Origin of the sequence: Bacillus fungorum (genome assembly GCF_002746455.1) — a bacterium.
Taxonomy (GTDB): domain Bacteria; phylum Bacillota; class Bacilli; order Bacillales; family Bacillaceae_G; genus Bacillus_A; species Bacillus_A fungorum.
Genome location: NZ_NWUW01000008.1, coordinates 62,986 through 84,239, shown reverse-complemented (window position 1 = coordinate 84,239; position 21,254 = coordinate 62,986). Strand labels below are relative to the sequence as shown.

The following is a 21,254-nucleotide window of genomic DNA, read 5'->3' as shown; positions in this document are numbered from 1 at the left end:
AAATATGATCCATAATATTAATAAAATTACTTTAACCAAAAACAGTGTTGTCTCCTCCTTTACCTTTTATCCGGTTGATCACTCGGATACGTAGCATTCCCTTTGTTTTCTACGTCCCAACTAATAATTGTCGCACTATCTCGTCCGAATTGATGATGAACGTATTTTAAAACATTGTGAACATTTTCATTAAGCTCTATATTATTTTCATTCATATCATTATAAAGATTTGATGGAGTTTCATATCGACGTTCTCCGCATTCTAATACCCCATCTGTCACCATTACAATTCGATTGTTGCCAGTACGTAACTCGCGAATTCCTGATGAATAGCAAGGTACAGGTAAATCAAAAGTATTTATATTACCAACCCATTCGTAAAAATGACGTTGATTTAATGCATATTGTCCTAACTTATGTAACTCTTCATGAAATACATAAACTAAACAGTCTCCAATAGATAGCCACCATATATAGTTTTCTTTTCTTGCACATAGTAAGCAAGCTGTTTCACCTTTAATTCTTTGGCAATTTTCCTTAAATGAAGAAGATTGAAAAATTGTAAGTATATGATTTTCAACAGATCGAAACACAGTTTCAATTGGCTCTTTCATAATCGTTTTTATATTTTCATACTCTTTTTGGATTGTATTTACTACTAAATCAACACTTTCTGCACTATTATGTCCGTCTAATATAACCGCGAATTCCCAATCATTATTCGACCAAACTAAAGCACCGTCTTCATTCTTTTTTGCTCCGGCAATTATATTCCCACCGTATTTACCAAGTACTATATCACCATATTGCTTTACCGAAACTTCGTCTAAACACATTTCCGTATTTCCAACCCATGAATATTGTCTATTATTTGTTGTATGCATATTCATTCACCATATACTTACGTATTCTTTCGCATAGTTTTTTGATTTTCTCTGCGTCACCATATGGCGCACCAGTCCATTTCGCTACTTCAGTTGGTGACCAAAACTCTTTGGGTGTATTTTGATAACGCGGTATGATGTGCATATGCATATGTGGTACACCATTCCCTGAAACAAAAGTGTAAATATGTTCTACACCTTCACTTTCTTTTAGTGCTTTACTTATTCTACTTGTTATAAGTCCGAACGTTTTCGCTTCTTCATCTGTTAGTTCAGCAAGACCAGGTACATGTCTTTTTATATCTATCATTACATAACCAAGATATGTTTCTTCTCTATCCCAATGGACATGTCCAACGTATATAAGATCATCTTCATAAATAGCACCACCTGGAACTATAATATTTCCTTTATGTTTTTCACAAATAAAGCAGTTTTGTTCTACTTGATTGTTTGTTGACATATCCATCACCAACCTTTTTATATATAATATCATAAAAAAAGGAAAAACAAGATTTATATTCCGAAAATTCATTCTTTTGATACGTGAATTTTTGATATGAATTTACACCTCATTATTTCTTCAAAAACGCAATCACAATTACAATTCCAATCACAATTCCGATTACCAAATTGTTAGTAAAGAACCCTTGAAATACACCGATTACAACCCCTATAGCGACACCTATTGCCAAGGCATCATTTCTTTTATTATTTTTAGCCAAAATTGCATCTCCTCCCATCATTTCTCCCTAAATAACATACAATTACTTGAATGTATTAATTATATTCACTATCTCACTTGAATATTTCCAAAAAATGCACTTTAACTTCACATATTATATTTTCCATTTTCTGTACATACTCCTTTTACAATGAAAAAATTTCAAGTAACCATTAAATATACATAGGCATTTACTATAAGAAAGATTCGTAATTTATTGAAGGAGGAACGATTCAAATGTATCCTCATTGGAATCCACATTTAAATCAACCATATGTTTATTCCCCTCATCTAGTAAGGAATACACTACATCATAATTCTCACTATATGATGCAGCGTATTGCAAGTCTTGAAAGTCAACTAGCGAAACTAATCTCATTAATCGAAGAAAATAATCATTTAATTAAATCAATGGAACAACAGCAAAATCAAGTTTGTGCACCAGCTGGCGGTTCTGTTATTGTTCGTATGTAATCTTTTCGAATAAAAAACACACTTTGTATAATAAAGTGTGTTTTCCTTTTATCTTCTTTTTTGATGAAATCCTTGTGTAATGCGGTCTAATATAATCGCAATGACAACAATAGCTAGTCCGGCTTCAAATCCCATTCCGATATTAACTTGTGTTACAGAACGATATACATCGACGCCAAGTCCAGGTGCTCCTACAAGTGATGCTGTTACTACCATAGATAAAGAGAGCATAATGCTTTGATTCACACCAGCCATGATTGTTCCAGTTGCGAGTGGTAATTGTACTTTAAATAATTTTTGTGATGCGGTTGAGCCAAATGCATTCGCTGCTTCAATTAAATCTTCTGGAACTTGTCTAATTCCTAAATCAGTAAAACGAATTGTCGGTGGCATTGCAAAGATTACTGATGCAATAATCCCCGGTACTACACCTACTCCGAAAAATGTAATCGCGGGAATAAGATATACGAAAGCCGGCATTGTTTGCATAAAATCTAATGTCGGTTTTAAAAATTTTGAAAAGCGTTCATTTTGCGAAGCTAAAATACCGATTGGGATACCTACAATGATTGAAATAATAACAGATGTAAGTACGAGAGCTAATGTTTGCATTGTTTGTGCCCAGTAGTTAATATTTAAAATAAATAATAACCCGATCAGTGTAAAAATTACTAAAGATATTTTTCTCGTTGTGTACCAAATGAGGAAACAAAGGATGATAATCATCAATATAGCTGGTATTATTATTAAAAAATTAGTGAGTAAATCAACGAATCCGCCGATAATATAAGAGAATCCTCGGAACAAGCCTTCAAAGTGCTCATATAAACTTGCAACAAATGAGTCAACCCATTCTCCTAAAGGAATACGTGGTATACTATTCATCGTCTTTCACCTCTTCCTCAATATTGCCTGCAAGAGCTTGAATGACACTTTCACGTTTAATAATTCCTCTTAGCCTTTTCTTCTCATCGATTACTGGTAACGGATATTTCATCTCCGCCATTTTTGCATACGTTTCCTCCAGTAAAGTATCTAAATACACGTGCGGAATATCGTTAAGTAATAAATCAGCAATCGGCCACTGTTTTTGAACTGCTTTACTTGCATCATCCGCAGTTAATATACCTAAAAATTCATATTTTTTGTTTACAACATATACAGTAGAAACTCCGGCATTCCTCATAATTTGAAGTGCTACACGTGGTCCACGATCAATTAATAATGTCTCCGGTCGTTTTAATATAGATTCCGCTGTAATTACTTTTCCTAAATTCACATCCGCCACGAATTTCTCTACAAATTCATTGGCAGGGCTCATCATAATTTCTTCCGGTGTTCCAATTTGAACAATCTCTCCGTCTTTCATTAATGCGATACGATCTCCAATTCGAAGTGCTTCATCTAAATCATGCGTAATAAATATAATTGTTTTTTCCATTTTGTCTTGTAACTCTAACAGCTCATCTTGCATTTCTTTTCGAATAAGTGGATCTAATGCACTAAATGATTCATCCATAAGTAAAACATCCGGATCATTCGTAAGCGCTCTTGCAATGCCAACACGCTGCTGCATACCACCACTAAGTTGACTTGGATAATTATCTTTATGATGGTCTAGTCCAACTAATTTCAAAGACTCTAACGCTTTTCTCTCTCGTTCCTCTACTGGTACTCCTTGTATTTCTAATCCATATGCCACGTTTTGCAAAACGGTACGATGCGGGAATAGAGCGAATTTCTGAAAGACCATGCTCATCTTCGTTCTTCTCACTCTTCGTAACTCTTCTTTTCCCATCGTTGCGATGTCTTCACCATCTATGTATATATGCCCCGCTGTTGGTCTAATTAATTGGTTTAACATACGAACTAACGTAGATTTTCCGCTACCAGACAAACCCATAATCACAAAAATTTCTCCAGTATATACTTCAAACGTTGCCTTTTTTACACCAACGTTCATTCCTGTCTCTTTCAAAATTTCTGATTTACTTTTTCCCTCTTTTAATAAGGAAAGGGCTCTTTGCGGGTGTTTCCCAAATACTTTTGTTACGTTTTCAACACGCACCTTTGTATTATCCATGTCACTACTCCTTTTCTACCCATCTATTCACATAGTGTTGCGATTTTACAAAGAAATATTACATAAAAATGACATTCATAAGATTTCTTTAAAATTCTCGTTTCCGTTCATAATAAGAATGCTTACTTATACATTTATTTAAAAAGGCAAACGTTTCTTAGGAGGTTTTCAATGAGAAAGAAAATATGGCTTATATGCCTTGCATTATTTATTACTATGATTTTCTCTTCATGTAATGCAACAAATGCAAATTCGAAAGGAAAAATTAAACTAGGTGTAACAAGTTGGAAAGAAAATATTGCAACTGCAAACATGTGGAAAGTATTACTAGAACAAAAAGGCTATACAGTTGAACTCATGTATTTAGAAAAAGCTGCGATTTGGACTGGTGTTGCTCGTGGTGATGTTGATGCTAATTTAGAAGTATGGCTACCCGTTACGGATAAACCGCTAAACGATCGTTATAAAGATGATATTGTCTTAAAATCTAAATGGTATGAAGGAACTGGACTAGGTTTAGTCGTACCTTCTTATATGAAAAACATAAACAGTATCGAAGATTTAAATGCTCATAAAGATGAATTAGAAAATAAAATTGTCGGGATTGAACCCGGTAGCAGTCTTATGAATTTAACGAATAAAGCAATGAAGGAATATGATATAAAGCTAAAACTTGTCCAATCTTCTGAAGCTGCGATGATGAGTGAACTAAAGAAAGCATATACGAAAAAGAAACCAATTGCTGTTACGCTTTGGAATCCGCATTGGGGCTTTTCAGAATTTGACTTAAAATATTTAAAAGACCCTAAGAAAGTATATGGTGAAAAAGATGACATTTATTACTCTGTCCGTAAAGGTTTCGAAAAAGATCATCCGGATATCGTAAAATACTTTGACAAATGGAAAATGAACGATGAACAGCTTGGTACATTAATGGTCATGTTAAATAAAACGAAAGATCCCGAAGAAGCGGCGCGAAAATGGATTGAAAAGAATCAAGCGCTAGTTGATGAATGGGTAAAAGATTAATAAAACAAGCTAGAGAATTAGTATATTCTCTAGCCTGTTTTATGTTATTTTTTCTCAACGACCCCATCAACAATCCCATATTCTTTAGCTTCCTCTGCTGTCATAAAATAATCTCTTTCCGTATCATGTGCTATTTTTCCGATTGGCTGTCCTGTTCTGTCAGCAATAATTTTATTAATGTCATGCTTTAATTTCAATATTCTTTTTGCTGTAATTTCAATTTCTGTTGCTTGCCCTTTTACACCACCAAGCGGTTGATGAATCATAATTTCACTATTAGGGAGCGCAAACCGTTTTCCTTTGGCACCGGATAATAATAACAATGCACCAAATGATGCTGCAAAGCCCATGCATAGCGTTTGTACATCTGGTTTAATTAAATTCATCGTATCTAATATGGCAAAACCTGCTGTCGTTGAACCTCCGGGGCTATTGATGTATAAGAATATATCTTTCTCTGCATCTTCTGCTTCTAAAAATAATAATTGAGCTACGACACTACTCGCTACTTGATCATTTATTTCTGAACCGATAATAATAATACGGTCTTTCAATAACCTTGAATATATATCATAGGAACGTTCTCCTAATTTCGTTTGTTCTACAACATATGGAATTGCATTCATTTTATATCCCTCCAATAATTGTTATGCAACGCAAAGCATACAACTGTAGGAAGAAGGTTTTTTCACATTAAATAATAAGACTGGCTGTTTAGATGGTAACTTAGTAAAATCTATCGTCGGAAGCAGTTTCGTTAATAATTCCGGTCTCTCCTCACGAATAGACGTTACTACAACTTCCATATCATCTGTGAATTCGACTACTTCAATCCCTTCTTCACTTACAGTTTTCAGCCTATTTCTACTCCGAAATAAAGAAGCTTTCACTGCACCTTCTGATACCGAACATACTTTAGCAATATCAGCGATGCTATATTGAAAAACATCCTTTAATAATAAAATTGCGGATTGCTGTACATTTAATGACGATAATACTTTCCCTACCATTTCATGCAAATCTGCAATGTTCTCTTGTGGTTCTTCAAAAGTAATTGGGTCTCTTATTTTTTCATGAACTGATTTTGATTTCATCTGATCTATCCAACGATTTCTAGCTATTTTATATACAAGTGTCATACAAATATCTTTATTACTATATTTTTGAAGAACTTTACAAACTGTTTCTTGGGCAAGATCTTCGCCGTCCCATTTATTTTTCGTTAAAAATGTACAGTACCTTTTCAACTCTCCGTATTGCTCAATTAAAAAGTTTATATTTGAATGATTCATATCGATATGATTTTTTAAAATATGAGTTACTTTTGTGCACAAAATAACCACTCCTTTTCAGCGCTTACTTAATTAACGATTCAACAAATAAAAAAGTTACGGGGCATATAAAAAAATTATGTTTATGTTCAATAATTCGCGGTCATAAATATGTTATGTACAATTTTACGTGAGGAGGAACAAATTTGCCAAAATTAACAATTGAAGGTGCGGGAACGTTTGATGTAAAAGAAGGCACAAAATTAGTATTAGCGATTGAAGACAACGGTGTACACATACTTCATCGTTGCGGAGGAAAAGCACGTTGCACAACTTGTAGAGTAGAAATTATAGCAGGTGATTTCTGTGAAGTGAGTACGAATGAAAAGAATGCGATGACGGAAAAAGGAATTGAAGATCATTTACGCTTATCGTGTCAAATGCGCGTACATAAAGATATAGTCGTTCGTCCGGTACTTACTGTTGAAAATTCAAGTCTTGATGCTGGACCACGTCCGGCGGAGTAAAGTGATGAATTTAAAACAGCTCGCAGGTGAATATGCTGCTGACTATGTAAAAGATGGAATGAAAGTTGGGCTTGGAACAGGTTCTACTGTATACTGGGCGATACAAAAATTAGGTGAACGTGTCAAAGAAGGACTATCATTTCAAGCTGTACCGACATCAAAGGAAACAGAAGCATTAGCACAGCAACTAAACATCCCCCTGATTTCGTTAAACGACGTACAAAGTCTTGATCTTACAATTGATGGAGCGGATGAAATTGATTCTAATTTACAGCTTATCAAAGGTGGCGGTGGTGCATTACTTCGAGAGAAAATTGTAGCCTCGTCCTCCAACAAACTTATAATTATCGCTGATAAATCAAAAGTTGTGACCCGTTTAGGTACTTTCCCATTACCTGTTGAAATCATACCTTTTTCATGGAAACAAACCGAAAATAAAATTCAAGCTTTAGGTTGCCAAACAACGTTACGTTTAAAAAATAATGAAGCCTTTATTACTGATAACAATAACATGATTATAGATTGTGTATTCCCTCATAACATAACTAATCCTGCCAATTTACACACTCAATTAAAAATGATTACAGGTGTAGTTGAAACAGGCTTGTTTGTTAATATGACTAGTAAGGCGATTATTGGAACAAAAAATGGGATAAAGGAATTATAATGAAAGCTGACTCTTACAGTCAGCTTTTTTATTTTCTCTTTATGTCGTATCATTATGATATACTATGAAAACAAAAGCACATTACACTAGAAAGGGCTGAACAATTTGCATTCCAAACTCATAACAGAACTTACAGATTTAGAAACTGCCTTTCACATTCGAAAAGAAGTATTTGTAAAAGAACAAGGTGTCCCACTTGAAGATGAATTTGATACATTTGATGAAATCGGTGAGAATTGTAAACATATTTTAGTTTATTATAACGAGCTCCCTGTAGGTACAGGTCGTATACGATTTGTTGATGGTGCTGGAAAATTAGAGCGCATTTGCATTTTAAAAGACTATCGTAAATACGGTTTAGGTAAAGTAATTATTCAAGCATTAGAAGAGATTGCTCGAAAAAAAGAAGCAACAAAAGTAAAACTACACGGCCAAACACAAGCTGAAGGATTTTATAAAAAATTAGGTTATCAAACTTCTTCTGATGTATTTATGGAAGACGGTATTCCACATATACTTATGACGAAAATGTTATCATAATAAAAAGGGTAGTATATGAAACTACTTTATGTAGTCATATACTACCCTTTTTTATTAATAGAAAAGTGAATTCTCAAGATTTCCTTTTGCATCAAAGCCCATTATCTCTCAGTTCATACCTAGGTAAAGCTTATATTGTTTTCCATAATGATAAGGCATAAATCCAGTTGAGATCCCCCTTTCCTTTATAACTCTGGACTGCTTCATATACTTTTCCCTCGTGTAGAACTCTATCGCCCTTTTCATATGCTTTCTTTGCATCCCACTCTTCATATGAAGCGCTTTCAATTCTTGTGATATAGTAATGCCATTTACTCGTTAAATGAGGCGCTGTATACTTCCAAGTAAATGTATTTTCCCCGCATGTGATTGTATTTTTAAACCAACGATCGGCTGTTTGTTGATCTAAAATACCACCAAATTTACCACCTGCAGAAGCGATTTGCCCATCAACCGGGCCGCCTTGCGGGAACCCTTTTGGAGCTTCTATGTATAAGGATAATAAAGCTCTTTATTTTTATCTTCAGAAAGGCAATAACCTCCCATCAAACTGTTTGATGGGAGGTTATTGAAGTTATTTAAAATTTGTTTTTTGTTTTAATGTTTTCGATTTTAACAAATAATAATATTGTTTAATTTGAGAAGCGAATTTAAAAAACAAACTTCTTTATTTCAAGATCATAATTTTTTCTTTTACAAATACTGCAAACCCCTCCAAGTCACCTTCTTCAATTAAATTCATCACTTCACGTTCGCCATCATGATAAAAAATGATTTTCTTTCCTGTTAATAACCCTTTTTCTACCTCTATCGAATTAATTTTGGCATAATCAAATACTTTAAACGTTTCACTTCCTAAATATTTTGTATAAAAACACATACGTTCATTTGTAGCGACCAATATCCCTTTTCTTTGACCACCCATACCAAATACTTGATATTGAAACATTCCATATAGGCTATTTTCAATAATCTCATTTTCATTAAGATGTGATTGTACCAACGTCATAGCCGTTTTTAAGTTTTTCATGACAACTCCTCCTACCTTCCCCTTTTATTAGCTATAATAATATTAGAATATCCTCATTTTCATCATACAGGATAAAGAGCATAAATTCCAATTAATACCACTTTTTTTGAAAATCTATTATTTTCTATTTATTACTGACCTACAAATGTAGAAATTTCATCAACAGCTTGTTTATACCCACCAGATTTCCGAAGAGACTCCTTCAAACTCAAAGCAGCTTCTTTATATGAAGAGTTATTTAATACGAGTTCTACACTTTCACGTAGTTGTTCCTCAGTTAATTCCTTCATAGACAACTTAACCCCAGCTCCGAGATTCTCCACTTGCTTTGCGATTACTGGCTGATCTGCACTTTGCGGAATTACAATAAGTGGAATCCCGTTATATAGTCCTTCATGCGTACTGTTCATCCCGCCATGTGTAATAAATAATTTTGTATATGCAAGTAGTTTAGTTTGTGGTACATAGTTTTTGACAATGAAGTTTTTAGGAATTTCACCTAAATCACTTATTTTCGTTTTATTACCAATAGACATCACAATTGTATGATCACTATTCCCAAACGCCTTCATACATAGTTTATAAAAATCAAATGCTTCATTAAAAACAGTACCTAATGAAATGTAAATCGGGCTTTTTTCTTCAATTGTAGTAAAATCAAACTCTTCATTTTTTACTTGTGTAGAGATAGATGGACCTACAAATTTAAATGTTTCATCAAACATATCTCCAAATGGTTGGAATTCTTTTATTGTATACACAATAGTAAGTGGCGCAGGATTACAGAAAACTTCATACGGTGAGTTTATTTCAACACTATATTTTTCTGCAATTCCCTTAGTTAAGCTTTCAAAATCATTATGTATCTTATCCTGAATTTCCACTGGGATATTTTTAGACAAGTGGTCTAACATTTGTTCAAATGATTTTTCATCCTGCGCAAAGGATGTGCACGAATTTATGGCAGGAAGATTGAGAATTTGAGCAATTATACGGCCACAGCCAAACATTGAATCATGAATCATATAATCAAAATGTTCCCCTTCAATTTGTTCAAGAACACTTGGTATAATAATATCTGCTGTATGTAAAAGACCATTTATTCTTTCTTGTAAATAATTTCGGCCACCGGAAAGAAATGCTTTTATAAATTTTTGATCATCAATTGTTCGTACCGTCGCACCTGTCTTCTCAATTCGCTCTCTGAAAGCTTCTATTGAAAAATAAACGACCTCTTCCCCGCGCGAAACCAATTCTTCTACAACTTGTAATGTTGGATTTGTATGTCCTTCTGATCCAGTATTAATGAATAAAACACGTACCATTATAAACTCTCCTCACGTCAAATCTTTTCTAACATGTTAAGTATATGGATACTCTCCAAACTTTTTGTTAAATACCATTCTTTTATTAAATTGACCTTGCAAGCCTAAACCCAAGATCATCTATATGAAATGTTGGATGGCTACGCCGGCGACAAGTAGCACCGCAACCTCTCGCAGTTTCAGCCCAACTACCACCTCGGAAAATTCGGTACGATCCATATACCTTTTCATCATACAAATCATAGCAACATTCCCAAACGTTTCCTAACATATCATAAATCCCCCATGCATTCGGCTCTTTTTTACCGACCTCTTGAATTTGTCCATTTGAATTTTCATTATACCATGCTATTTTTTGAAGTTCGCCATATGTATATCCCGGTGTACCTGCTTTACATGCGTATTGCCACTCTGCTTCAGAAGGTAATCGGTAACCATTTGAATGTAAGTTACAACTAACCTTTTTCCCATCATCATGTATAGAATAATACTCTGTAAATCCTGCTGTTTTAGAAAGTAAATTACAAAAAGCAATTGCATCATGCCATGAAATATTTACAACAGGTTTATTACTATTTTCATTACCATTTAGTACACGATTCGTAATTGCATAATATAATTCTGCTGTTACAACATACTTTGCCAGAAAAAATGGTTTTATTTGAACTTGCCATTCTTTTTTTATTCGATCATCTCTTAATTCTATTTTTCCTGCTGGAATTTTCACCATATTAGAATCAACCGGGCCAATGAATCTATTCAATCCTATCCCCCCATGTTACTTCTTTTTATAATCTAACTATTTATGGTATCGTACTTCTCTAAAAATAGTCTTACTTCATTTGAAGAGTTTAAAATAATAACATCTTTATCCTTATTTAATTGATTTAGCCTCTTTAAAATTGAAGGTCGTTTCGTTTTAGGATATTCCCATATCCATTTGAGAAATCGCAAGTCAAACCTTTCTTCACATCCAGCACCCATATCCGGTCTTGTTTTATTCCGATATTGTACAACCCTTTTAAAAGCACGATAAACACATATTGTTCTATGAATATCAAGAAAGATAATTGTATCAGCTGCGTTAATTCTTATGTCCATTGTCCCGCCATAATTCCCATCAATAATCCACTTTTCCCCTTTAACTAATTCATTTTGGACTGTTCTTTGCTCCTCTTTCGAAACACCCTCCCAATTTGGTTTCCAAAATAACGCATCAAGATGATGCACTTTAATATTTAATTTATTCCCTAACTTTTTTGCTAATGTAGATTTTCCTGAACCACCAGAACCTATTAATATTATTTTTTTCATAAATACCCCTTTTTAAATCTCTTATTTTTTCCGTAACATAAACTCGCAAAATATTCCAATCCCAACACCGATTGTATAAGCTACTAAATCACTCCACAAAAATCCGTAACCTAATACGAGTCCACCTAAAGTCGTTGCACGAATGTTATCTATCCATTCGGCATGGTATAATTGGCTCACTTCAATCCCGTAGCAAAACATTAAACTTATAAAAGCCAATTTCTTCGTTTCTATTTTAGGAAATAAAAATCCGAACCCTGTAAAAATCATCAATGCCCATAAAGCATCACCTAAGTAATCGTTTAATAGATGAGGTAACGCAAAAGCTAACTTTCTTGAACTAAGACCTAAAATAATTACAACGATAGTAAACAGTGCATATAATAATCTATTTCGTTTCATATTCATCACAAGATCTCCTAATATGTAATTTAAAACTGTAAATAGCTAGTAAAATATAATTATTTTACTAGCTATTTTTTAATGGCTTTTATAATAAGAAAATGTGGATTTGCATTTAAATAATGATATGACTTTTCGTTTGCTTCTTTCATCTTTTCAATAGGCCTTGGTTCAACCATTTTTTCTAACACAAAATAATTTGTTGTTTCATTAATTATATCTTGAAGTGACCTTCTAAAAAAGCTAACCTCTATTGTAATATTTGGTTTAACCCAAGTATCTACTAATAATTGATTTTCGAAATAATTTTCACAAGGAAACTTTGTAAAGTCCATAAAAGGATGATGAATGGAGTATATAAATTCTCCACCAGGCTTCAATACTCGATGAAATTCCTGAAATACTTTATTCCAATTTTCTAAATAATGAAGAGTTAACGAACTTACAATAACATCAAAAGTATTATCTTCAAATGGCAATACTTCTTGCAAGTCATGACAAAGAAACGTTGCTTTATCACCCATACTTTTCTTTGCAGCTTTTACCATTTCAGAACTTACGTCAATTGCAGTAACGTTTGCTCCTCTTCCTACAAATTGAGAAGTATACCATCCAGCTGCACATCCAGCATCTAGTATACTCTGCCCTTCTAATTTCATTGGGATCATCTCCATCATCGCTGGTCTTTCATAATAGCTGTTATATGGATTTGCCACATCTAGATTCTCTTTATATGTACTCGCTAATTTATCATATGTATCTTTGATCGTGTCTTTCAATACATCCACCCCTCATACATATTAATCTAATAACTCTTGCTGCTTTTTCTTTGAAAATGATTGTAAAACTAAATCATACGACCAATCAATCATCTTATTAATTTGCACCTGCTCTACATCTTTATGTATATACACTGTATTCCAATGTTTTTTATTCATATGATACCCCGGAATGATTGTTTCTGGATACTCCTCTCTTAATCTTAGTGCAAGTTCTGGATCACATTTTAAAGTAATCGCAGCTTTTTCTCCTTCTTCATGGTTTACTATTGCAAATATTTTATTATTAAGCCTTATACATGTTGCATTCCAACCATCTGGAGAATCTTCTGTCGCTTTTCTTTTCGATAAACAATATGTTCTTGTTGCACTCATTCTAATTGTCACCTCTTATTCTTTCACTATTTGATTACGATGCATTACAATTTGTTTCGTCGCTTGAAACTGCTGTTCACCATAAAACTTTATTAGTTTCTCTCCGCAAAATAGACTAACAATATGAACATGAGATATCTCTTGAAGTAATATTGTCAGCATCTTCTCTCCAATACCTTTATTTCTCACACTCTCATGTACAACAACATCTTCTATGTACGCTCGAAAAACACCATCAGAAACAACTCTAGCAAAACCTATTAATTCATTTTCTTCCCATACACCAATTGCTATACTATTCTTTAACATTTTTTGAATTTCGATTTCTTTTCTTTCTGGCCACCAACCTACAGAATCGTAAAGCTTCTTTATTTTTTCTGCGCAGATTGGTTGATCATGTTGTAATTTATAAGTGTACATTTTCTTTCTCCCATTAATATAGAATATAAATTATTATAATTTATTTTATAAATATTGAAATATAGTATTAACAAGTTCGTTTGCATACTTGTTAGTACTTTTCATTAAGTAACTACAATGTTATTTCAGCGCATTTCTCAAAACGATCTACACAGTGCAGTTTCTCCTCGTATTTATTTTTCCTTACTTCCTTTCCTTCACTATAGTTCTAGAATCTAACCTAATACCAAACCTTCATAAGATTAATTTATAATATAGATTTTACAATTGCAATATTTATAGTTCCCCGCTCTCTTTCATATTTCCTCTATTTCATTACTATGTTTAAATTTAATGAATTTGTGAATATAAACAATTACTAATAAAATATTTACCTATTAAACTTTGAATTACTTGTAAGAAATGGTAAGGTTAATAAGGTGAAAAATACATTAAGTGAGGCGATTTTTTGAAAAAGTTTAGTTTATTACTAACAGCATTTGTCATGATTTTAACATTGTTCATTCCAAATCTTACAAGTGCTAAATCTTTCCCTGATGTCCAAGCTAATCATTGGGCAATTAAAGAAATTAACTATTTATCGGATAAAGGTATCATTAAAGGTACGCCAGAAGGATCTTTTAAACCAAGTGATGATGTAACGCGTGGACAAATGGCCTTAATGCTAGATTTATCATTAAAATTAGAAAAACCATCTAGCTATAATCATATTTTTTCCGATGTAGCCAAAGGTATCTATTACTATGATTCTATACATAAGTTAGCACATAATAACATTGTACAACGCGAAACAAACTACTTCCCTGATCGCTCGTTATCTCGTGCAGAAATGGCAGTAGTTCTTGTTAAAACTTTTGATTTGAAACCGACAGGTACCGACGTAAATTTCCCTGATGTTCCATCTAATCACTGGGGTTACAATTATGTCAAAATTTTAGCTCAAAATAATATTACCGCTGGATTCCCTAATGGTACATTTGGTCCAGACGTAAAAGTAACTCGTGAGCAATTCGCTGCATTTTTGGCTCGTGTATTAGAACCAAATTTCCGGCCAGCTCTTCCTAAGCCTAAAGGTAACTTAGAGGTACATTATATTGATGTAGGACAAGGTGATGCTACTTTTATTAAATCTCCAAGTGGAGAAACGATCCTTATTGACGGTGGTAACAACGGAAAAGGTAAGGTAGTAGCAAATTACTTAAAAGGATTAGGATTCCAAACTATTGATTACATGATCGCCACTCATCCTGATGCAGATCATGTAGGCGGATTAGATGAAGTCCTATATTCTATGAATGTAAAAAACGTTTACACTCCTAAAGTAAGCCATACAACACAAACATTTAAAGACTTTTTAACTGCAGTAGCCAACAAAGGATTAACCATTAAAGAAGCGAAATCTGGAGTAACTTTACCAATCAATGGTTTAAACTCACAATTTTTAGCTCCCGTTAAAGAATACGGTAACGATTTAAATGAGTGGAGTGCTGTATTAAAAGTAACACACGGAAGCAAATCTTTCTTATTTACTGGTGATGCTGAATCTAAAAGTGAAAAAGATATGGTTGCAACATATGCTTCTAACCTAAAATCTGATGTATTAAAACCTGGTCACCATGGAAGTAAGACATCTTCTTCTCAGCCATTTTTAGATGCAGTGAAACCAAGTATCGCTGTGATCAGTGCAGGTTCTGGTAACCGCTATGGCCATCCTACACAGGAAACTTTAGCAAAGTTAAATTCAATGTCTGTTAAGGTATATAGAACTGATTTAAATGGCACTGTAATTATTAATAGTGATGGTTCTAACATTTCTGTAAGAACGGAGAGATAATTATGAAAAGAGGTATTATTGACCGTTTTGAAGGCGAACTAGCAGTTATTGAAATAAATAACGTAACAATTGATGTACCTAAATCCAAACTCCCTTCCACTGCAAAAGAGGGTGATGTACTTATAATCGAGGATGATAAGTATACAATCGATAAGGACGAAACAGATACGAAAAGGCGTGAAATCCAAGATTTAATGGATAAATTATTTGAATAGCAAGATTCAATAATAACTTGAGAAGAGCAGTCCTGTTGGATGGCTCTTTTTTTTCACATATAGAAGCTATTTAACCTCATACCACCAACCTTTTCTATCAAGCCAATCTTTCATAGCGTTTAATTGCGTATCACTAGTTGGCTCAGTAACAAAATACGTTAGTCCATCCGATTGTAAAATGAAGGTAGCTGTCATTTTTAAAGAAGTTAATGCTCCCATAACATCTGGAGTTTCATAAGGTGAAAAAGCACCTGATTGGATGATGTTTTGTTTGGAAACTTGTGCTTGCACATTTTCTTGTTTTTGTACTGATCCAGTAAACCAAGAAAGTGGTTTATTTCCTATTAATTGATTTAAATCACATTTACCGATACCAGGTACATTACCAGTATCAGTGTATTGCCAAATATCACAAGGATATGCTGGTTTATTACCACCATACCTAGGAATCCATACAAAATCACTTTTTACGTTCGCAATACCAAAAGGTTCATACATATGATGGCCAACATATAAACCAACTTTCTTAGCACCTAGTCGGCGTAATTCATCGATAAAAGCTTGTGTACCGGCTCTCATATCATTCATTGTTTTCACTTCTACATCAGCCGCCCAAACCGTAGCGCTCTTATCACCGCGATTCCAAAAATCTTGCGCTTCCTTCTTCGCATCAGCAATCGAAATAAAACGGCAGAATGCATAGTTACCGAAAGGAATATTTCTTGCTTTCATTGCTTGAACATAACTTTTATATAAAGGATCAACATAATTTGAACCATCTTGTACCCTAGCGATTACGAAATCTAGTTGTGGAGCTGCTACATCCCAGTTAATGTTACCGTTCCATTTCGAAATATCTACAATATAACCCATTGCTTAACACCTCCTTTATCATTATTATATTCAGAGCTCGTCTTATTGCTCTTCCCCTTCAAAAAATTTAATACTGTTTGTTAGTGCACATAATAAATAAGTTATTATCTTCTACAAAAACAGTAACTTATTTACATAAAAAAGAAAATCATTATAATACGAATCGTACTTTTTGTTTCCATAATTGCATCAGATTGATTAGTTTCTATAAACTAAAAAAAGCATCGCCAACAAGGTGATGCTTTTAAAATCCACTTTTCTTGTAAAACACGAATACTATAACCTCTTCTCTAAAAAGTGTTGACTATGCCCTTTAGGATGATCTTCAACAACACCATACTCTCTGTAGCCGTGCTTTTTATAAAATTCTGGTGCTTGAAAACTAAATGAATCTAATAATATTAATCTACAACCTTTTTCCTTCGCAATGTCTTCAATTTTATGTAATAGTTGACTACCATAACCATCATGACGAACTGATTCATCAACCCATAAAAAATCTATATGAAGATGATAAAAATATATCGTTCCTGTTACCCCACCAAAGATTTTTCCATCCTCATCTTTCACAACAAAACTTACTTGTTCCATCGGCTGTTTTGCTTCATCAGTTAAAACAGACATGTTATATTGAATGACTTTATTTTTTATGTATTCTCCTTCAACGCGAGTACCATTCTCTATGTGTTTCATATATTTCTTCCTTTCAACTTAGTAAGCTACCTTTAATTTTTATTTTTTCTCTTTAAAATATTAATGAATACAAATCCACCATATGTAACAAAACACGAAAACCAAATTATCCCTGGAACAGAGACAAAGCCTATTCTTATATAACTTATAACTGCAAAACAAGCAATAGACAATAAAATAGATGGCCAAAATATAAGAGCTGTTTTTTTCGCCCTTGTTTCGATGTACTTTCTTTATCTTCAGAAACACGTGTGCCAAAAAGCAATACAATGCAAATAAGAATCGCAGCAAAGTAAATCGTATCTAGTGACAAATTCCGATCATATAGAGCAATTCCAACTTCCAAAACAATAACTGTTAAAATTAAAATGATGATCGTTGAAGTTTTTAAGTTTCTTTTCAATCACTCACCCCTAGTATGCTTTTATTATATTCTTTGTACATACACTTCAAAGCTACTGCAAAAGCTTCATCTGTCTCTTTGTTTTCACGTCGACTAGGTAAATCTTTACCTCCAATAACATAAAGAAACGGGAATTCGTTAAACATTCCTATTATACCAATATTTATTGTAGCTGTGGGTAGTCCACCTGTCATATGAGCTAAATGATATGAATGTATTCCTTCATATTCCCCTTGCTGCCTTACCATGCCGCTAATAATGGGTTCCCATAATTCTGCTTCTGATTTATACCCTTGAAAAATTTGTATTAAAAGTGAAAGAACTTCATTTAATTCTCCAGCATTTTTCTTATCTCTAGCATTCTCTTGTATATGAATTTTTGAAAAGTACGTTTGGGCATATGTTTTCACAGCATCCCATCCACCACAGTACATTACAACTGACTGTGCAACGTAACTATCATGACATGCTATCATCACTTCTACTGCTTTACTAAGTGTTAAAGCATTTCTTCCTTGTAAATGCGGATATAGCTGCGCACTATCTTCAAGTGGATTAAATTTAACATGATGAAGTATATCATTCCAATTACATGTATTTTCCTTTACCATTTTCGCTACTACAAATCCAATTACTACTTTTGCTGCCGATGCTAACGGAATATTTAATGCACTATTATATGAAGCAACTATACGATTGCTTTTTGTAGAATAAATAGCTATCCCAACATGATCAGATTGTATCTCTTTCATTTTTTGAATGACAGTTTCCATTTCCATTCCTCATTTCATACCGTTTTATGATCTCCTAATAATTCAATACAGAATATAAAAACCCTTTTTAGTAGATTATATCGGCTATTACAAAAAAAAAGGTAGCATGAATTACTCCTTGCTACCTAAAAGTTAAATTTTCACGAAAAACTTCTATTCTTCTAAAGGATTTTTAGGACCATTAAGCTCCAATTGATAAAAAACTAAATCTATCCATTTATTAAACTTATAACCAGCTTTTTTTATTGTCCCTGCATGAACAAATCCATAGTTTTCATGTAAAGCAATACTTTTCTCATTTTCCGCATCAATTCCAGCAATTAAGGTCATATATTCTCTTTCTTTTGCAAATGTAATCAACGCTTTCATTAAAGAAGTGCCAATTCCATTTTTTCTATATTTCTTATGAACATACACAGAATGTTCAATTGAATATTTATAAGCTGGCCAAGCTCTAAACGGACCAAATGTCGCAAATCCTACCACTTTATTATCTAGTTCGTATACAAAAATTGGATAGCCATCAGCTTTTTTTTGTTTATACCAATCTATTCTATTTTCAAGGGTTACAGGTTTATATGCATATACAGCTGTTGTATTCAGTATCGCCTCATTATAAATATCTAAAATATATGTTACATCTTTTTCCGTTGCTTCCCTTATCATCGTTTTCTTCCTTTCATGTACGTTTTCTTTTTTTACTACCTATTCGTTACACGAACACTAGCTTTTCGGAAGCCATCATAAATACTTAATACAGCAGATAAAACGTAAATGAGAATACCTCCACTAATTAACCAAGTTTTAAATTCTTCTGGAGAAATAGTGAACACATTTGCAACAAACGTAATAAATCCTTCGTTAAATAAATATGGATTTACTACAATTACAATGAATGCTATCGTTCCAACTATTTGGAGAATAGTATTCCCGATTGCCAACTTTTTCGTCCATTGTCCTTGTACTAACTTATAAAGAGATATACCAATTTCGAAAACGATCATAATTATAATAATTGGCCAGTACTGCAGTAAAACATCTTGATTAAAAGTTGGCGCGACAAACTTCAATCCATTTTCCGTACCACTGTATACGCCAACGAGATGGTTCGCATAAAAGTAAAGTGTAGCCCATATTGCCGTCCACATTAAGCTTCCAAATACTTCGAACTTTGAGATTGCCTTTTTCTTCGGGATATACGAAATATTTTTCAAATCATCTGGCGTCCATTTTTTTAAACTTGTTGTTAATGGCTGTGGATCCTTTTCTGTATCCGTTCTTTCTAAAACAGCAAATACAAGTGTCAACCAGAAAAATACATGGAGACTAACTTCGACAATTTCTCCAATTCCTTTACCTATCAAATTTAAAATAACATTTAATACCGCTGGCTCACCATTATATCCTACAAAATTTTCTGCAACCATTGCAATGAGTGCGATAACAGCTGCAATTGGTATAATCATTTTTAATAACGTCGTATATACATCAAAATAACGCGGTCCAATTAAATGCATCGGTCTATCCAAATATCCATTTGCTAATGAAACCGGACTCCCCAATTTTTCAAGAACTCTCTTTTCATCATCTTCAGTATAATCATCAGGTAACATATCTTCGATTGTTGACCGTAGTTCCAGAATAATATCTTCACGATTTTTTTCAGGTAATCTCTTCGCTACTTCCTCGACATAAATATCAATTAAATTCATTCTTGTCCTCCTCCTTTAATAAGTTATAAAGTTCTTTCGAATCCTTTATCCATTCCTTTTTTAACTGTAAAAATATCTCTAATCCATATTCACTTAAAACGTAATACTTACGAGGTCTACTCTCCGTTTTATCCCAACTACTCGTCACTAGCTCCTGCTTTTCTAATCGGCGAAGTAGTGGATATAAAGTACTTTGATCAATTGTAATCCCTGATTGCTCCAATAATTGGACAAGTGAATATCCATACTGCGGCGTTCTTAATTGGCTTAAAACCGCTAATGTTAATGTACCTCTTCTTAGTTCAGTAATTAACGAATTTAATAAAGCATCCATTCACTCACTCACCTCATTTTCATTACTATATGTCATACAGTATATGTTTTATACTATGTATCGTACAGTATTAGTGTGATAAAAACAATGAGTATTTACAAAAAATAGACAATTAAAAAGCACAAACTATATAATTTGTGCTTTTCTAGCTAATTTAAATGCCTAGTACAATCTTAATTTTGCACCTCTTGTAATATAAATTTTCCATTTTCTTTAGTAAATGGGGTAATATCTACAATTTCCTCAATATGAATTACTCCATATACATGCGGATATTCTTGACCGTTAGAAGCAAGTTCATGTTTTATTTTTGCTTTTATTAAGGATGGATCAATTGTTAGTAATAAAACATCTTCTTCATGACTAAAATGTTTCTCAGCAACTTTTAACGCTTGCTCTAAAAATGAGCAATGAATAAATCCCTCTTCTTTTAGTGAAGCTTCATTAATTTCTCCATCTATCTTTGCGATTTCCCAATTTCTTTTTGTTATTACTTTTGTTATCATAGTTATTTTCTCTCCATGTCTTTATATAGAAAAACAAGAGGTTCTTCTTTTTGTTACTAGAAAAGCC

General features: G+C 33.3%; 29 protein-coding genes and 2 pseudogenes. 7 read left to right on the top strand and 24 right to left on the bottom strand.

Going from position 1 to position 21,254, the window contains the following annotated elements:
• Window positions 1–59: 59 nt before the first annotated feature.
• The 3 genes from CO726_RS13810 to CO726_RS13800 are packed head-to-tail and all read right to left on the bottom strand — an operon-like array spanning window position 60 to window position 1,627.
• Entirely contained in the window at window positions 60–890 is an 831-nt protein-coding gene (locus CO726_RS13810; RefSeq protein ID WP_099684627.1) for a PP2C family serine/threonine-protein phosphatase, read from the bottom strand.
• Window positions 868–1,419, bottom strand: a complete 552-nt coding sequence (locus CO726_RS13805; RefSeq protein ID WP_136699628.1) for an HIT family protein — start codon at window positions 1,417–1,419, stop codon at window positions 868–870. The genes CO726_RS13810 and CO726_RS13805 overlap by 23 nt, the downstream gene beginning before the upstream one ends.
• A 40-nt stretch (window positions 1,420–1,459) precedes the next feature.
• On the bottom strand, window positions 1,460–1,627 hold the full coding sequence (locus CO726_RS13800) for a glycine zipper domain-containing protein (protein WP_136699626.1): 168 nt from the start codon (window positions 1,625–1,627) through the stop codon (window positions 1,460–1,462).
• 218 nt (window positions 1,628–1,845) lie between these two features.
• On the opposite strand from CO726_RS13800, the gene CO726_RS31485 reads away from it, so the two are divergent.
• Window positions 1,846–2,082: a hypothetical protein gene (locus CO726_RS31485; protein ID WP_136699624.1), complete on the top strand. Its 237-nt coding sequence runs from the start codon at window positions 1,846–1,848 to the stop codon at window positions 2,080–2,082.
• 48 nt (window positions 2,083–2,130) lie between these two features.
• Here CO726_RS31485 and CO726_RS13790 read toward each other — a convergent pair whose 3' ends face one another.
• Both CO726_RS13790 and CO726_RS13785 read right to left on the bottom strand, forming a co-directional pair.
• The gene (locus CO726_RS13790; protein WP_099684625.1) at window positions 2,131–2,967 is read right to left on the bottom strand and encodes an ABC transporter permease; all 837 of its coding nucleotides are present in this window, start codon (window positions 2,965–2,967) and stop codon (window positions 2,131–2,133) included.
• Window positions 2,960–4,165 (bottom strand): quaternary amine ABC transporter ATP-binding protein, encoded by a 1,206-nt coding sequence (locus CO726_RS13785; RefSeq protein ID WP_098760291.1) that lies wholly within the window; start codon window positions 4,163–4,165, stop codon window positions 2,960–2,962. The genes CO726_RS13790 and CO726_RS13785 overlap by 8 nt, the downstream gene beginning before the upstream one ends.
• Before the next feature lie 171 nt (window positions 4,166–4,336).
• On the opposite strand from CO726_RS13785, the gene CO726_RS13780 reads away from it, so the two are divergent.
• Window positions 4,337–5,194, top strand: coding sequence for a glycine betaine ABC transporter substrate-binding protein (locus CO726_RS13780; protein WP_099684624.1), 858 nt, complete (start codon window positions 4,337–4,339; stop codon window positions 5,192–5,194).
• Window positions 5,195–5,238: 44 nt separating this feature from the next.
• Here the strand turns inward: CO726_RS13780 and clpP are convergent, their stop codons facing one another.
• Both clpP and CO726_RS13770 read right to left on the bottom strand, forming a co-directional pair.
• A complete protein-coding gene (clpP, locus tag CO726_RS13775; RefSeq protein WP_099684623.1) occupies window positions 5,239–5,820 on the bottom strand; it encodes an ATP-dependent Clp endopeptidase proteolytic subunit ClpP in 582 nt (193 codons plus the stop codon).
• 21 nt (window positions 5,821–5,841) lie between these two features.
• On the bottom strand, window positions 5,842–6,528 hold the full coding sequence (locus CO726_RS13770; protein WP_099684622.1) for an RNA polymerase subunit sigma-70: 687 nt from the start codon (window positions 6,526–6,528) through the stop codon (window positions 5,842–5,844).
• A 143-nt stretch (window positions 6,529–6,671) separates the two neighbouring features.
• On the opposite strand from CO726_RS13770, the gene CO726_RS13765 reads away from it, so the two are divergent.
• From CO726_RS13765 to CO726_RS13755, 3 genes are all read left to right on the top strand, one after another.
• Complete coding sequence (locus tag CO726_RS13765) at window positions 6,672–6,992, top strand: 2Fe-2S iron-sulfur cluster-binding protein (RefSeq protein WP_099684621.1); 321 nt, start codon at window positions 6,672–6,674, stop codon at window positions 6,990–6,992.
• Between the two features lie 4 nt (window positions 6,993–6,996).
• Window positions 6,997–7,659 carry a ribose-5-phosphate isomerase RpiA gene (gene rpiA, locus CO726_RS13760; protein WP_099684620.1) on the top strand — a complete coding sequence of 221 codons (663 nt, stop codon included), beginning with the start codon at window positions 6,997–6,999 and terminating at the stop codon, window positions 7,657–7,659.
• 105 nt (window positions 7,660–7,764) lie between these two features.
• Window positions 7,765–8,199 (top strand): GNAT family N-acetyltransferase, encoded by a 435-nt coding sequence (locus tag CO726_RS13755; RefSeq protein WP_099684619.1) that lies wholly within the window; start codon window positions 7,765–7,767, stop codon window positions 8,197–8,199.
• 130 nt (window positions 8,200–8,329) lie between these two features.
• On the opposite strand, the pseudogene CO726_RS13750 reads toward CO726_RS13755, so the two are convergent.
• The 9 genes and pseudogenes from CO726_RS13750 to CO726_RS13710 all read right to left on the bottom strand — a co-directional run.
• Window positions 8,330–8,689: pseudogene (locus CO726_RS13750) on the bottom strand (lytic polysaccharide monooxygenase); the annotation flags it as partial.
• Between the two features lie 177 nt (window positions 8,690–8,866).
• On the bottom strand, window positions 8,867–9,229 hold the full coding sequence (locus tag CO726_RS13745) for a PH domain-containing protein (protein WP_099684618.1): 363 nt from the start codon (window positions 9,227–9,229) through the stop codon (window positions 8,867–8,869).
• A gap of 131 nt (window positions 9,230–9,360) precedes the next feature.
• Window positions 9,361–10,554, bottom strand: a complete 1,194-nt coding sequence (locus tag CO726_RS13740) for a macrolide family glycosyltransferase (protein WP_099684617.1) — start codon at window positions 10,552–10,554, stop codon at window positions 9,361–9,363.
• A gap of 85 nt (window positions 10,555–10,639) precedes the next feature.
• The gene (locus CO726_RS13735; protein WP_136699622.1) at window positions 10,640–11,317 is read right to left on the bottom strand and encodes a formylglycine-generating enzyme family protein; all 678 of its coding nucleotides are present in this window, start codon (window positions 11,315–11,317) and stop codon (window positions 10,640–10,642) included.
• A gap of 32 nt (window positions 11,318–11,349) precedes the next feature.
• Window positions 11,350–11,868 carry a DNA topology modulation protein gene (locus tag CO726_RS13730; protein ID WP_099684616.1) on the bottom strand — a complete coding sequence of 173 codons (519 nt, stop codon included), beginning with the start codon at window positions 11,866–11,868 and terminating at the stop codon, window positions 11,350–11,352.
• 21 nt (window positions 11,869–11,889) lie between these two features.
• Window positions 11,890–12,276: a ribosomal maturation YjgA family protein gene (locus CO726_RS13725; protein WP_099684615.1), complete on the bottom strand. Its 387-nt coding sequence runs from the start codon at window positions 12,274–12,276 to the stop codon at window positions 11,890–11,892.
• Between the two features lie 65 nt (window positions 12,277–12,341).
• The gene (locus tag CO726_RS13720) at window positions 12,342–13,049 is read right to left on the bottom strand and encodes a class I SAM-dependent methyltransferase (protein WP_099684614.1); all 708 of its coding nucleotides are present in this window, start codon (window positions 13,047–13,049) and stop codon (window positions 12,342–12,344) included.
• 21 nt (window positions 13,050–13,070) lie between these two features.
• Complete coding sequence (locus CO726_RS13715) at window positions 13,071–13,424, bottom strand: MmcQ/YjbR family DNA-binding protein (protein ID WP_099684613.1); 354 nt, start codon at window positions 13,422–13,424, stop codon at window positions 13,071–13,073.
• A gap of 15 nt (window positions 13,425–13,439) precedes the next feature.
• Complete coding sequence (locus tag CO726_RS13710; RefSeq protein WP_099684612.1) at window positions 13,440–13,844, bottom strand: GNAT family N-acetyltransferase; 405 nt, start codon at window positions 13,842–13,844, stop codon at window positions 13,440–13,442.
• A gap of 448 nt (window positions 13,845–14,292) precedes the next feature.
• Between CO726_RS13710 and CO726_RS13705 the strand changes: the two genes are divergently transcribed.
• A complete protein-coding gene (locus CO726_RS13705; protein WP_099684611.1) occupies window positions 14,293–15,678 on the top strand; it encodes an S-layer homology domain-containing protein in 1,386 nt (461 codons plus the stop codon).
• Window positions 15,679–15,680: 2 nt separating this feature from the next.
• The gene (locus CO726_RS13700) at window positions 15,681–15,893 is read left to right on the top strand and encodes a DUF3006 domain-containing protein (RefSeq protein ID WP_098760276.1); all 213 of its coding nucleotides are present in this window, start codon (window positions 15,681–15,683) and stop codon (window positions 15,891–15,893) included.
• Between the two features lie 66 nt (window positions 15,894–15,959).
• On the opposite strand, the gene CO726_RS13695 is transcribed toward CO726_RS13700, so the two are convergent.
• From CO726_RS13695 to CO726_RS13660, 8 genes and pseudogenes are all read right to left on the bottom strand, one after another.
• Window positions 15,960–16,766: a GH25 family lysozyme gene (locus tag CO726_RS13695; protein WP_099684610.1), complete on the bottom strand. Its 807-nt coding sequence runs from the start codon at window positions 16,764–16,766 to the stop codon at window positions 15,960–15,962.
• 276 nt (window positions 16,767–17,042) lie between these two features.
• Complete coding sequence (locus CO726_RS13690; protein ID WP_099684609.1) at window positions 17,043–17,459, bottom strand: GNAT family N-acetyltransferase; 417 nt, start codon at window positions 17,457–17,459, stop codon at window positions 17,043–17,045.
• Window positions 17,460–17,491: 32 nt separating this feature from the next.
• Window positions 17,492–17,862, bottom strand: a pseudogene (locus CO726_RS13685) (hypothetical protein).
• Window positions 17,859–18,635 (bottom strand): serine hydrolase, encoded by a 777-nt coding sequence (locus CO726_RS13680; RefSeq protein ID WP_099684751.1) that lies wholly within the window; start codon window positions 18,633–18,635, stop codon window positions 17,859–17,861. The pseudogene CO726_RS13685 and the gene CO726_RS13680 overlap by 4 nt, the downstream one beginning before the upstream one ends.
• Before the next feature lie 153 nt (window positions 18,636–18,788).
• Entirely contained in the window at window positions 18,789–19,301 is a 513-nt protein-coding gene (locus CO726_RS13675; RefSeq protein WP_099684608.1) for a GNAT family N-acetyltransferase, read from the bottom strand.
• A gap of 35 nt (window positions 19,302–19,336) precedes the next feature.
• The gene (locus CO726_RS13670; RefSeq protein ID WP_099684607.1) at window positions 19,337–20,347 is read right to left on the bottom strand and encodes an HAAS signaling domain-containing protein; all 1,011 of its coding nucleotides are present in this window, start codon (window positions 20,345–20,347) and stop codon (window positions 19,337–19,339) included.
• Window positions 20,334–20,681: a PadR family transcriptional regulator gene (locus CO726_RS13665; RefSeq protein WP_099684606.1), complete on the bottom strand. Its 348-nt coding sequence runs from the start codon at window positions 20,679–20,681 to the stop codon at window positions 20,334–20,336. The genes CO726_RS13670 and CO726_RS13665 overlap by 14 nt, the downstream gene beginning before the upstream one ends.
• Before the next feature lie 173 nt (window positions 20,682–20,854).
• On the bottom strand, window positions 20,855–21,187 hold the full coding sequence (locus tag CO726_RS13660) for a DUF952 domain-containing protein (RefSeq protein ID WP_099684605.1): 333 nt from the start codon (window positions 21,185–21,187) through the stop codon (window positions 20,855–20,857).
• Window positions 21,188–21,254: the final 67 nt, after the last annotated feature.